Below are 12,166 nucleotides of genomic sequence, written 5' to 3'. Positions count from 1 at the left end.
TTTTCGCTTATGGGCATACACTGTGAGTGGTGAATGATAAAGGAGGGACGCTTGGATGTATGACCAGCACCAAGGGTATTATAACCACTACGGGCAAGGATATGAGCAGGAAGATGTCCGGCAGGAAGAAGGAGAAGTTGAGTACGTAGTCAATTATGATCCATTTGTTTTTGAAACAGCGCAATCTGTGATTGGAAGCAAGCTTGTCTTTCAGACAACACAGGGAAGTGTCCGGGGGAGGCTGATTGACGCGAAACCTGATCATGTAGTCGTTGAGCAGGAAGGCGGAACATTTTTTATCCGCATTCAGGAGATCGTCTGGATATTAGTGCAAAATAAAGAGTAGAAAAAGATGTGAAGGTGCTTGAGCGGGGGTTCCCTGTTCAGGCATCTTTTTATTGTGGATAGATGTGCTGTTTCTATGGAATTGTAGTGATGGATTAAGGAAGCCTATGGTTACGTTGAATCGGAATAGTAAGGTTTCGAGGGTCCGGAATTTAACTGTATATAAATTAAGGGTTGCAAAAACAGGCTGTATATTGTTATTTTATTATATAGGCAAACACTTATATATTAGGAGGATCCTTCATGTCTGAGGTTATGATAGCAAGTCTTATTTTTATCCTTACATTAACCCTTGTAATCTGGCAGCCAAAAGGGCTGTCAATCGGCTGGTCAGCGTCCATCGGGGCAGTTCTGGCTCTGATCGCAGGCGTGGTAAGCCTGACGGATGTAGTAGAAGTAACCGGAATCGTCTGGAACGCCACGCTTACATTTATCGCTATTATTATTATCTCATTAATTCTGGATGAGATTGGCTTCTTTGAATGGTCAGCTCTGCATATGGCCAGAGTAGCTGACGGCAACGGTGTGAAAATGTTTGTTTATGTTTCTTTACTTGGAGCAGTGGTAGCCGCCTTCTTCGCCAATGACGGTGCGGCACTTATACTTACTCCCATCGTCCTCGCGATGGTGCGGGCACTAAAATTTAAAGAGGCAATGATTTTGCCGTTTATTATGGCAAGCGGGTTTATTGCAGATACGACCTCACTCCCTTTAATCGTTAGTAACCTTGTTAATATCGTTTCTGCGGACTTCTTCGGAATTGGTTTTGTGGAATATGCCATGTATATGATCGTGCCGAACTTCTTTGCTCTCGGTGCAAGTATATTGGTTTTGTATTTGTACTTCAGGAAAAACATTCCGAAACATTATGAAATGTCCATGCTGAAAGAGCCGAAAGAGGCGATCAAGGATCCGAAAATGTTCCGTCTATCCTGGTACGTTCTCGGTCTGCTTCTTGTGGGATACTTTGTGAGTGAGTTCATCTATATCAGCGGACCGTTTTCAGGTGATGAGATGACGTTTCCTGTTTCCTTTGTAGCAGGAATTATTGCTATTTTCTTCCTTATCATGGCGCGCAGAAGTCCTGCTGTAAATACGGGCACGGTAATGAAAGGTGCACCTTGGGCCATTGTGGTCTTCTCCATCGGAATGTACGTTGTAGTGTACGGACTGCGGAATGTAGGACTTACAGAAGTGCTGGCAGGTGTTCTGGAGGGGGCTGCGGATAACGGTATGTTCGTTGCAACCATTTCCATGGGCTTTATTGCTGCGATTCTGTCTTCGGTTATGAACAATATGCCGACTGTCATGATTAACGCTCTGGCCATCCAGGATGCGAGCGTAACGGGGCCGATGCGTGATGCACTGATCTATGCAAACATTATCGGGTCTGACCTGGGGCCGAAAATCACACCGATCGGGTCTTTGGCTACACTACTCTGGCTTCATGTATTGTCACTAAAAGGTGTAAAGATTTCGTGGGGATATTACTTTAAAGTAGGGGTTATTCTCACTGTACCGACCCTGTTTATTACCCTTGTCGGGTTGTATTTATGGATGCTCGTCATCGGCGGGTAGTCTGGACAGATTCGTCGAATTATGTCGTCTTCTCTTTAAACACTTCAAAATTCTCCATAAATGGCCGTGAATTCTTCATATATGGCTGAGGACTCTGCATAAACAGCCGAAAGTTTTTCTTAAATCTTTAATAGTTCTCCATAAAAAAACCGAACCGCCAAAAAGGGGTTCGGTTTTTTCATTACAGACGGAATTCCTGCGTGCAAATCGAGAATAGCGGCTGCCTGGTGCATCAGCACGCATAAAATGACACCTTACTCCCCGTTCGGGCCTTCGTCGGCAGTTTCAAGTTCAATGGCTTCACCTGAAGCGGGATTTACAAAGTAAAACAATTCTTCTTCCCCTGCTTCCACACTGTGCACATAATAACGGGTCACAAAAACGCTCGGACGCTCATTTCCGGTGAACGAACTTGTGAACACCTCCAGTGGTCTTGCTTCTTCACCATGTTCTTTCGAAAGGCGCTCAACGAGCTGCTCTTCGGAAGCTGTATAGCTGTTGCCTGGGAAAATGACAACCAAAAAGACGATCGACGTGGCACAAAGGACAGCGGTAGACACGGCGTGCCGCTGTTCAAAGGTTTTTTTATAAAGTTCAAACCCCGAAAGCCCGAGGATACAAAGCCCCATTGTAATAATAATCGGCTGGTTTACAACCCCTGCGAAATACGATTGATTTATCCATACGGCAACAGCAATAAAAAGAAGGCTGAAAAGAGCGACGGCACTGTAAAAAATCGTACCTTTTGTTTTATTCATGACTAAGGATCCTCCAACAACTATTCTGATAGTTCGTATTGATCAAGATGGACGAATGTAAAGCCTGCTTCCTGTAACTGGGGAACTGCCTGCTTTACTCCTTCGGCAGTTCCTGAAGAGGGCTGGTTCATATGTAAGAGAGGAATGGAACCTGCTCTGCTCGATAGAAGAGCTTCCTCTACCCCAGAAGCAGAAAAAGTAGCTCCCGCATCTCCTAAAACATCGTAGTTAACAACCGTCAGCCCCAGATTTTCAACAATCTCTACAGCTTTTTCGTCATAGTGTGCGGTTCCCGACCTGAAGTATCGCGGAGCCTGGCCTGTCATTTCCAGGATTCGCTCCTGGTTTAACATGACCTCATCAATGACTTCCTCAGGAGACGCCGTGCCATTAATTCCCCATGCACCATTGCCGTTCACTGAAAGAGGGAGGTGTTCGCTTCCGTGATTTTCGATGCGAAATAACGGATCTTCAGCTAACTCGAGAAATATCTCTTCATTTTCATCAAGCCAACGAAGATTAATGAAAAGAGTAGCAGGAATTTCATGTTCGCGCAGGAAAGTAATGAGGGAGTGATCATACGAGCTTCCGAAAGGACCTCCACATGCATCAAAGGTGAGGGCAATCACGTCTTCATCTGTATCCAGGCGGTTTTTCACACCACTTACATTCTCTCCCCATTCAAGGGGGGAAGAAAGGCTTGCATTGCGGTAGTAATCTCTGACTTCTTCAACACGGTCAACATTCTCTGTTTCCGGGGAGCTGTAAAAAAGAGGAGTGAAGCTTCGTTGTTTGTGATCGTGGATCACAAAATGGCGTTCATATTCATTAAAAAAATAAATGACGACGGTCAAACCGACGAGCAGAAAAGAAGCAGCAACAATCCCCTTTTTCATGACCAGACCCCCTGTTTCTGTAGCTCTTCATAGTGTAACAGAAGTCCTGATTCGATAAAAGAAAACCGGGAAATTGTATTAAAAGGGAGTGAAAATAGTGGACCCATCAGTTGTATCAAAAGAATATACAGAACTTCAGCAACTGCTCACAGATGTTCAGAAGAGACAAAAAGCGATTCTAACAAAAGAGTGGCGGTCAGAGGTGAAAGCAGAGAGTATTGATAAGGAATTTCCAATTATCCCTCAGTTAGAGGAAACACCAATGACAATCCCTGCGTACGCCTTTTCTCTGGAAAGTACCATCGAAGCAGTAAAGACATACTCAGCCGAGCTTGCAGATGACCTTGATCGCTGTAAAAAACTGCTCGGTGATGAGACAGTGTTAAGGTGGTTGAAAGAAGCCCTTCGATACAATACAAACTACTTTCAAACGTTTGCGGAAGAACACCGGATTTCAGCGTGGTTTCCTCATTACATTGCTGAACAGGCGCTGCGCCCGTTTTTGCAGCTCATTGCCGAACGATCCCAATCGTTTACAGATGAAATGAATGTAGGAGGAGCCTGTCCGTGCTGTGCTGAACCAGTCCGGTTGAAAAAAGGCGATATGTTTCTTTGTCCCCGCTGTGAGGCTTTATGGAAGGTAAAAAGGAAGGCTTGCGCCCACTGTGGCGAGGTAGAATCGAGTGCTGTCTACCGGGTAACCGTGCAGGAAGAGAAGCACTCGGAGCTGGAAGTGTGCGACAGCTGCAAAAATTATGTGAAGGTAGTTATTGATGTTACTGAAAATAATGCGGCCATGCTGGATCTTCTCACCCTGCATCTCGATTATATCGCTCAGGAGGAAGGATACGGTGAAGTGTAAATGAATGATAATGTAACGGGCATCATTCTCGCAGGCGGGGAGTCATCCAGAATGGGAAGGAATAAAGCACTGTTGAATGTTGGCGGGAAGAAAACGATTGAACGGATCAGGAATATAATGGCGCCTTTATGCGAGGAAGTAATGGTTGTATCTGATGAGTCCGCCCTTTATCATTTCCTGCAAGTTCCGATAACGAACGACATATTTCCCGGGAAAGGTCCTCTTGCCGGGATACATGCAGGACTTAGTGCAAGCAAGAATAAGTGGAACCTCGTAGCGGCATGCGATATGCCTTTGATCGACCAGGCTGTTATAAAAGTGTTAGTGGCAGAGGCAGCCAAACACCCGGAGGCAGATGTCATTCTCCCTGCATCAGCAGGAAAAGATCAGCCTTTATGTGCTGTGTACAATAAAAGAAGCCTGTCTGTAATCAGTGAAGCTCTTAAAGAAAATGAACTCAAGTTACAGCAAGTCTTTTCACGGCTTCAGGTAGCAAAAGTAACAGAAGAACAGGGTAGGGAATATGGTTTATCGGGGTGGGAGCGGAGTTTTTATAACATGAATCACCCTGAAGAATACGATTATATTTGCAAAATACTGGCTGACGGCGATTTCTGAGTCAGCTTTTTTGTGTGTTTTTACCAATAAACTCTCCTTTCATAAAAAGCTTCTTGTCTTTGCATACTAAAACAAGATGTGCATGAGCAGGAGGGCTTTGGTAATGGAGGAGAAAAAGACGTGGGACTTAATATCAATAGCATCGATCCCATTAGTAATGACCCTGGGAAATTCGATGCTCATTCCTGTTCTGCCTACGATGGAAAAAGAAATGAACGTCTCGGCTTTTCAGGTAAGTATGATTATTACGGTGTACTCTGTAGTGGCAATTATTCTGATTCCTATAGCGGGATTTTTATCTGATCAGTATGGCCGAAAACGAATTATTATTCCAAGCCTGCTGATTGCAGCTGTGGGAGGAGCGGTTTCAGGATGGGCTGCCTGGCAGCTGCCTGATCCGTATGCCGTGATCCTTATCGGTCGTTTTTTGCAAGGTGTAGGAGCTGCCGGTGCAGCTCCGATCGTCATGCCGCTCATTGGTGACATATTTAAGAAAGAGCAGGATGTAAGCAACGGCCTGGGAGTGATTGAAACATCCAATACGTTCGGAAAAGTGCTTAGTCCGATTCTTGGTGCAGCTCTGGCAACGGTAATATGGTACTTGCCTTTCTTAGCTTTTCCCGTCTTTTGTCTTGTGTCAGTCGCCCTGATGACATTTCTTGTAAAGACGCCGCAAACAAAGGAAAAACCCCCTTTATTTAAAGATTTTCTTACTTCAGTAAAAAAGGTTTTTCACAATGAAGGACCGTGGCTTTATGCAATATTTGCGATTGGGTGCATCTGCATGTTTGTGATCTTTGGAGTTCTGTTTTATTTATCCACCATCCTTGAGCAAGAGCATGCTATTAAGGGGGTTAAAAAAGGAATTGTTCTTGCGATTCCTCTGGCAGCCCTGTGTTTGTCATCCTATGTAACAGGGAAGTTAATTGGAAAAGAGAAAAGTGTCATGAAATGGACGACCTTTGCAGGACTGATCCTTCTCACGCTTTGTAATGTCTGGGTGGTTTTCAGTAAAGATATTTACGTTCTTTTAAGTGCCATGTTTGCCAGCGGAATTGGCATTGGTGTTGCTCTGCCGAGTATGGATGCCCTTGTAACAGAAGGGATAGCTAAAAGTGAGAGGGGAACAATCTCATCAATCTATTCGAGTATGCGGTTTGTAGGGATAGCCCTGGCCCCGCCTGTGATCGCTATTCTCATGAAAGGATCACACCCTGTACTCTTTGCGGTTCTCGCCGGAGTTTCATTAATTGGCGCTGTGCTGACAATCATTCTGATTCGCCCTGATAAAAAAACTTATGCAGAATAATAGACAGTGACCCTGTGATTTCATACAATAACGATAAACGTCGGAAATTGTAAGACAGTCAGTGCCGACGAATCATCTGGGAGTGATGATAGTGGGCAACATTCATACCTTTAAAGATTATTATAATAATGAAGTTGAGTTTTCAACAGAGGACCATCCTTTTTCCCATCAACCGAAAAACGTCTGGGTTGTATCCCGGTTTCGCGGAAACTGGCTGTTAACGATTCATCCGTCGCGGGGACTTGAGTTTCCGGGAGGGAAAGTCGAAGAAGGCGAAGAGGCTGTGGCTGCAGCAAAGCGGGAAGTATTTGAAGAGACCGGGGGCATCGTTAAGAACATTCATTATGTAGGGCAATACCGTGTCAAAGGCAAAAAAGAAACGGTCATTAAAAATGTTTATTATGCTGTAGTGGATGACCTTGTGACCCGGAGCAATTATCATGAAACAAAAGGCCCGAAGCTTTTAAAGACCCTTCCCGACAATGTCCGTTCCAACCATGAATACAGCTTTATTATGAAAGACAATGTCTTATCATTGAGTTTGGATGAAGTGAAAAAACGTTTCATTACAGCGATATAAACAGAAAAATCCCCTGCAGGCATGATGCTCCAGGGGATTTTTCTGTTTATGAAGGGGGTCAATACTCTGGTTTTGAGCGAAGGTTTATTTGATATTTATAGTGATTTTCAGGATAAAACGAAATTTATCAGGAAAAGTGTTCTATTGGGGATAAAACACTCATTTATCAGGAAAAACAGTCCCTTGATCCCCCTCAAAAGAGTTAACCTCTGTACTTTAACAGCTTACGTTCGAGCAACTCTACAAGCTGGTACATGCCTGTTGCGAGTACGGCAATGATTAGCAGGCTGAGCATAACCATCGTAAAGTTAAACACCTGGAATCCGTAGATAATCATGTAACCGAGCCCTTGCTTTGAAACGAGAAACTCTCCTACGATAACCCCGACCCACGCAAGCCCTACATTTACTTTAAGGGTGGAGATGATCGTTGGAAAGCAGGCCGGGAGAATGACAGAAAAGAATGATTTTCTTTTCGAAGCTCCAAAAGAACGGATCACTTTCAGGTAATTTTCATCCACTTCCTTAAACGCATTGTAAACGACAAGGGTGGTTATGATTACCGAGATGAGTGCTCCCATGGCAATGATGGAAGAGAATCCCGGGCCGAGACCTACAATTAAAATGGGCCCGAGAGCGACCTTCGGCATGGAATTAAGCACCACAAGGTAAGGGTCCATTACCTTTGAGATAAAGCGGGACCACCAGAGAGTGGCAGCCATGGCAGTTCCCATCGCCGTCCCCAGGATAAACCCAAGAACGGTTTCAAACAAGGTCACAGAAGAATGTACAAAGATCGAGCCATCCTGAATGCGGACTAAAAGTAAATTCCACACTCTGGACGGAGAGCTGAAAAGCAGGGGGTCCAGAATGCGTTGACTCGTGAGAAACTCCCAGGATACGAAAAACAATATGAGGATGGAAAGCTGGGTGAGACGGACCCAGCGTTTTTCCCGTTTCAGGCCCTGGACGTAGGCGCTATGAAGTTCTTTCGTTTTCAAAGGACTCCAGCTCCTTCCAAATATCCTGAAACAAGTCGTTGAAACCCGCCGTGTTTCTCGCTTCAAAAGGCTCCAGACCTTTCATTTCATCAGGCACTTTAAAAATACGGTGGATCGTTGCAGGGCGTTTTGACAGCATAACAATTCTGTCACTCATGGCGATAGCTTCGCCGATATCATGAGTAACGAGAATGGCGGTTTTCTCGTGCTCTTTAATTGTTGTATGGACAAGGTTTTCAAGCTTTAATTTAGTCTGGTAATCGAGGGCGGAAAACGGCTCATCGAGTAACAGCAGCTTAGGCTGGGTAGCGAGCATACGCACAAGGGCAACACGCTGACGCATCCCCCCTGAAAGCTGGGAAGGGAAATCATCTTTAAACTCCCCAAGGCCCATTTCATGGAGTAAATGAAGGGCGTGACACTCGGTCTCTTTCGTAAGAAGTCCCATCGTCTTTAACCCGAGGGTTATGTTGCTTTTTATTGACAGCCAGGGAAATAAATAGTCCTGCTGAAGCATATAGCCCGTATCCGGAGTTGGCTTTGTAATGAGTTTTCCGTCAAGGTTAATGGTACCGGCTGTCGGCTTTAACAGCCCGGAGATCATGGATAGTAGGGTCGTTTTCCCGCACCCGCTGGGACCGATCACGGAAACGAACTCGCCCTTCGTAATATCGAGGTTAACAGCCGAAATAGCTTCAGTCACGCTCGTTTTTGAAAAATAGGTTTTTTCTACGTTTTGAATTTGCAGAAATGCCACGTTCACCACCCTTTCAACAGCGGTACTTATTCTATACGGTCAGCAAAATCTGTGTTTACTAATGTTTCATACTCTACCTGAGCCGGCAGTTCACCTGCTTCATCCATAATTGCCTGAAGGTGATACCACGCCTCTTCCTTTAAAAGTGGTGACTGGGCATAGGACCCTTGGCTTCGGTACCGCTCCACAACACTTTCAATGACCTCCAGGGAAGTATCGTCAAAGAACGGCTGGATAGATTCAGCTACAACGCTCGCAGGCTGCTCATGAACCCATTGCTGTGCTTTTGCAATGGCCCGTGTAAACCTTTCTACTGTATCATCGTTCTTTTCAAGGTAGCTTTCCTTAGCCATAAAAACGGTGTATGGGACCTCGCCAGACTGGGTACCGAAAGAATCTACGATATATCCGATCCCCTCCTGTTCAAACAGTGTAGCCTGTGGTTCAAACAGCTGGACATAATCACCTGTACCGCTGGCAAAGGCGGAAGCAATGTTACCAAAGTCAATGTTCTGGATCAGGTTTAAATCGGTTCTCGGGTTAATGCCGTTGTCTTTTAGCACATACTCTCCAACCATCTGAGGCATTCCACCCCGGCGCTGGCCGAGGAACGTGGATCCTTTAAGGTCATCCCATGTGAAGTCCTCGACTTTTTCACGTGAAACTAAAAAGGTACCATCTGTCTTGGTCAGCTGTGCAAAATTGATGGCTGGGTCATTGGCGCCCTGGGCGTAAACATATATTGATGTTTCTGCCCCTACAAGGGCGATATCGGCTCCGTCGGAGAGAAGGGTTGTCATCGTCTGGTCACCGCCCCACGTTGTGGTTAAGTCAACCTCGAGACCCTCTTCTTCAAAAAAGCCTTCGGAAATAGCGACATACTGCGGCGCGTAAAAGATCGACCGGGTCACTTCGGCTACCCGTACTTTGTCTGATTTCCCCCACGAACATGCCGCAATTGAAGCTAAAAGCAGCATGGATAATAAAAGCAAACTCGTTTTTTTCCACACACTCATCTATTGGTCCTCCTAAAATAAAAATGGGTATTCGCTGATGGGATAGTGTATGTACGGAGGTGCCCGGGTGTGAGTGAGAGGGAAAGTGGAGTAAACATTTTGACAGAAGCAGAAAAAAACCGCTTTTCCATAAGAGAAAGCGGTCTGTGTATTACTTTTGAAAGGCTTCAATACCAAAGACAAAATGAAGCAGTAAAAAAACGATGAGCATCATGGCCAGTCCGAGAAAAAGTCCTTTAAACGCTTCCTGTACATGGCCTGTAAACTTTGGTTCTTTTGCAGGTTTCACGGTTAATGCTCCTTTTCGATGTGATTAATAAATAGTATGGACAAGTTTTCCAAAAAATACGTTCGCCAATAAAAAAACCGCCTGGGTATGCCCCCGGGCGGTTTCTAATCAGATTACTTTGTCTTTGGTCCTGCGTTACGGATCTCATCGCTCACGTCATCAAACTTTGTAAAGTTGGACTCAAATTTAGCTGCCAGTTCCTGTGCTTTGCGGTCATAGGCGTCTTTATCCATCCATGTGCGGCGTGGAATCAAGACATCATCAGGAACTCCCGGGCAGTGAGTAGGGATGTGAAGACCGAAGTGAGGATCGGTTTCTGTTTCCACACTGGCCAGTTCTCCCTGAAGTGCAGCCTGAACCATTGCCCTTGTGTACGGCAGGTTCATACGTTCTCCAATACCATAAGGCCCCCCTGACCAGCCGGTGTTAACGAGGTAAACCTCTACGTCATGCTGGTTAATCCGATCACCGAGCATTTCGGCGTAACGGTTCGCCGGCAGTGGGAGAAATGGTGCACCGAAGCAGGTAGAGAACGTTGCCGTAGGCTCTGTAATTCCCCGTTCTGTTCCAGCCAGCTTACTCGTATAACCGGACAGGAAATGATACATTGCCTGTTCCTTCGTAAGCTTGCTGATCGGCGGCAGGACGCCAAAGGCATCAGCGGTCAGGAAAATAATCGTATTCGGGTGACTCGCAACGCTTGGAACCATCGCATTTGGAATGGCTTCAAGAGGGTATGCCGCCCGTGTGTTTTCTGTATATGAGACATCATCGTAGTCCGGTTCTCTTGAATCGTCATCAACCACAACGTTTTCAAGAACAGAACCAAAACGGATTGCATTAAAGATCTGCGGTTCTTTTTCCTCGCTCAAATTCACGCACTTGGCATAGCAGCCGCCTTCGATGTTAAAGACCCCGTTAGGAGACCATCCGTGCTCATCATCCCCGATCAAATTGCGATTCGTGTCTGCTGAGAGTGTTGTTTTACCCGTTCCGGAAAGTCCGAAGAAAAGAGCCACATCGCCTTCGCGTCCGACGTTTGCCGAGCAGTGCATGGAGAAGATATCCTTTTCAGGCAGCAGGTAGTTCATAATGGAGAAGATGGATTTCTTCATCTCTCCTGCATACTCCGTACCACCGATAAGAACGGTTCGTTTTTCAAAAGAGACGATAATAAACGTTTCGGAATTTGTCCCATCCACCTCCGGATCGGCTTTAAATCCGGGAGCAGAAACGATAGTGAACTCAGGAATGAAGTTCTCCAGTTCGTTTTTTTCAGGGCGGATAAACAGCTGCTTGGCGAAAAGGTTATGCCAGGCAAATTCATTTACAATACGGATTGGCAGACGGTACTGTTTATCGGCACCTGCGTAGGCATCGCGGACGAAAAGTTCATCTTTCTGTCCGAGGTAGTCAAGAACTTTTACGTAAAGGCTTTCAAAAACGTCTGATTGAATAGGCTGGTTTACAGGACCCCAGTCCACTTTGTCCTGTACAGAACGTTCACTTACGATAAATTTATCTTTTGGCGAGCGGCCTGTATATTTACCAGTGGTTGCCCTGAAGGCACCAGTAGCCGTAATTAATCCTTCATTACGCTCAAGCGCTTTCTCCATTAAACGTGCAGCAGGGAGGTCCTTATAAACGTGATGTCCTTTAATGATGCGCTCTAATTCTGTTTCAAACTGAAGTGTACTCATCTTCACACCAAACCTTTCTTAATTAGACGTTATGTTTAAACGTAATTATGAGTCATTATGTTGTAATTAGTATAACACATTGATTTTAATAGTCTATACTATTTATAAAGAAAACGTGCTGTTTTTTTAAAATTAAGGTCATGTTTCATGTGCTTATAATAAAGAAGGGAAAGAGTATTTGATCTTGGCTTACTATTGTATGTAGGCGGGGAAATGAGTTGCCTGCAGATTCCGCTGATTTCCAATGTGTATGTAAAGAAGTTTTGTTGACAGTGTCAGGCAAATCGGTTATTATGGCATACGAACGGATACTCTTATCCCGAGTTGGCGGAGGGACAGGCCCGAAGAAGCCCAGCAACCATCACCACCTGACTACATACTGGTGAACGGTGCTAACCTGCAAGACTTGTGTCTTGAAGATAAGAGGGTAAAGGCGAATGGATCAAACCTTTTCCTCG

The 12,166-nt window shown here is 45.2% G+C and carries 13 protein-coding genes and 1 riboswitch; of the genes, 6 read left to right on the top strand and 7 right to left on the bottom strand.

The annotated features are described in order from the left end of the window. Positions 1 to 55: 55 nt before the first annotated feature. Both EBO34_RS11140 and EBO34_RS11135 read left to right on the top strand, forming a co-directional pair. A complete protein-coding gene (locus EBO34_RS11140; protein WP_122898241.1) occupies positions 56 to 346 on the top strand; it encodes a YuzF family protein in 291 nt (96 codons plus the stop codon). A 242-nt stretch (positions 347 to 588) separates the two neighbouring features. Next, positions 589 to 1,923: an arsenic transporter gene (locus EBO34_RS11135; protein WP_122898239.1), complete on the top strand. Its 1,335-nt coding sequence runs from the start codon at positions 589 to 591 to the stop codon at positions 1,921 to 1,923. Positions 1,924 to 2,177: 254 nt separating this feature from the next. On the opposite strand, the gene EBO34_RS11130 is transcribed toward EBO34_RS11135, so the two are convergent. After that, the gene (locus EBO34_RS11130; protein WP_122898237.1) at positions 2,178 to 2,681 is read right to left on the bottom strand and encodes a hypothetical protein; all 504 of its coding nucleotides are present in this window, start codon (positions 2,679 to 2,681) and stop codon (positions 2,178 to 2,180) included. A 20-nt stretch (positions 2,682 to 2,701) separates the two neighbouring features. Further along, positions 2,702 to 3,577, bottom strand: coding sequence for a polysaccharide deacetylase family protein (locus tag EBO34_RS11125; RefSeq protein WP_122898235.1), 876 nt, complete (start codon positions 3,575 to 3,577; stop codon positions 2,702 to 2,704). A gap of 97 nt (positions 3,578 to 3,674) precedes the next feature. Here EBO34_RS11125 and EBO34_RS11120 point away from each other — a divergent pair, with 97 nt between their 5' ends. The 4 genes from EBO34_RS11120 (at position 3,675) to ytkD (ending at position 6,946) form a co-directional block, all read left to right on the top strand. Beyond that, positions 3,675 to 4,439: a formate dehydrogenase accessory protein FdhE gene (locus EBO34_RS11120; RefSeq protein WP_183163819.1), complete on the top strand. Its 765-nt coding sequence runs from the start codon at positions 3,675 to 3,677 to the stop codon at positions 4,437 to 4,439. Beyond that, on the top strand, positions 4,440 to 5,057 hold the full coding sequence (gene mobA / locus EBO34_RS11115) for a molybdenum cofactor guanylyltransferase (RefSeq protein WP_122898231.1): 618 nt from the start codon (positions 4,440 to 4,442) through the stop codon (positions 5,055 to 5,057). 103 nt (positions 5,058 to 5,160) lie between these two features. After that, on the top strand, positions 5,161 to 6,366 hold the full coding sequence (gene bcbE / locus EBO34_RS11110; protein ID WP_122898229.1) for a bacillibactin exporter BcbE: 1,206 nt from the start codon (positions 5,161 to 5,163) through the stop codon (positions 6,364 to 6,366). 85 nt (positions 6,367 to 6,451) lie between these two features. Continuing rightward, positions 6,452 to 6,946, top strand: coding sequence for an RNA deprotection pyrophosphohydrolase (ytkD, locus tag EBO34_RS11105; protein WP_122898227.1), 495 nt, complete (start codon positions 6,452 to 6,454; stop codon positions 6,944 to 6,946). 202 nt (positions 6,947 to 7,148) lie between these two features. Here the strand turns inward: ytkD and EBO34_RS11100 are convergent, their stop codons facing one another. The 5 genes from EBO34_RS11100 to pckA all read right to left on the bottom strand — a co-directional run bounded on the left by EBO34_RS11100 (position 7,149) and on the right by pckA (position 11,708). Then, a complete protein-coding gene (locus tag EBO34_RS11100; RefSeq protein ID WP_122898225.1) occupies positions 7,149 to 7,946 on the bottom strand; it encodes an ABC transporter permease in 798 nt (265 codons plus the stop codon). After that, positions 7,924 to 8,703, bottom strand: a complete 780-nt coding sequence (locus EBO34_RS11095) for an ABC transporter ATP-binding protein (protein WP_122898223.1) — start codon at positions 8,701 to 8,703, stop codon at positions 7,924 to 7,926. The genes EBO34_RS11100 and EBO34_RS11095 overlap by 23 nt, the downstream gene beginning before the upstream one ends. Before the next feature lie 26 nt (positions 8,704 to 8,729). Then, positions 8,730 to 9,719: an ABC transporter substrate-binding protein gene (locus EBO34_RS11090; protein ID WP_122898221.1), complete on the bottom strand. Its 990-nt coding sequence runs from the start codon at positions 9,717 to 9,719 to the stop codon at positions 8,730 to 8,732. A 151-nt stretch (positions 9,720 to 9,870) separates the two neighbouring features. Beyond that, positions 9,871 to 10,008, bottom strand: coding sequence for a hypothetical protein (locus EBO34_RS20700; protein WP_183163818.1), 138 nt, complete (start codon positions 10,006 to 10,008; stop codon positions 9,871 to 9,873). A 113-nt stretch (positions 10,009 to 10,121) separates the two neighbouring features. Further along, positions 10,122 to 11,708 (bottom strand): phosphoenolpyruvate carboxykinase (ATP), encoded by a 1,587-nt coding sequence (pckA, locus tag EBO34_RS11085; protein ID WP_122898219.1) that lies wholly within the window; start codon positions 11,706 to 11,708, stop codon positions 10,122 to 10,124. A gap of 311 nt (positions 11,709 to 12,019) precedes the next feature. Further along, positions 12,020 to 12,134, top strand: a riboswitch (SAM riboswitch). The last annotated feature ends 32 nt before the right edge of the window (positions 12,135 to 12,166 follow it).

The organism is Alteribacter keqinensis (assembly GCF_003710255.1).
GTDB classification, from domain to species: Bacteria; Bacillota; Bacilli; order Bacillales; family Salisediminibacteriaceae; genus Alteribacter; species Alteribacter keqinensis.
Note: the sequence above shows the minus strand (reverse complement) of the source record. Positions and strands in the feature narration are given on the sequence as shown.

Coding starts and splice junctions, on each gene's coding strand:
- EBO34_RS11125 (WP_122898235.1), bottom strand. CDS start 3,577: ATGAAAAAGGGGATTGTTGCTGCTTCTTTTCTGCTCGTCGGTTTGACC.
- EBO34_RS11135 (WP_122898239.1), top strand. CDS start 589: ATGTCTGAGGTTATGATAGCAAGTCTTATTTTTATCCTTACATTAACC.
- ytkD (WP_122898227.1), top strand. CDS start 6,452: ATGATAGTGGGCAACATTCATACCTTTAAAGATTATTATAATAATGAA.
- EBO34_RS11130 (WP_122898237.1), bottom strand. CDS start 2,681: ATGAATAAAACAAAAGGTACGATTTTTTACAGTGCCGTCGCTCTTTTC.
- mobA (WP_122898231.1), top strand. CDS start 4,440: ATGAATGATAATGTAACGGGCATCATTCTCGCAGGCGGGGAGTCATCC.
- EBO34_RS11090 (WP_122898221.1), bottom strand. CDS start 9,719: ATGAGTGTGTGGAAAAAAACGAGTTTGCTTTTATTATCCATGCTGCTT.
- EBO34_RS11140 (WP_122898241.1), top strand. CDS start 56: ATGTATGACCAGCACCAAGGGTATTATAACCACTACGGGCAAGGATAT.
- bcbE (WP_122898229.1), top strand. CDS start 5,161: ATGGAGGAGAAAAAGACGTGGGACTTAATATCAATAGCATCGATCCCA.
- pckA (WP_122898219.1), bottom strand. CDS start 11,708: ATGAGTACACTTCAGTTTGAAACAGAATTAGAGCGCATCATTAAAGGA.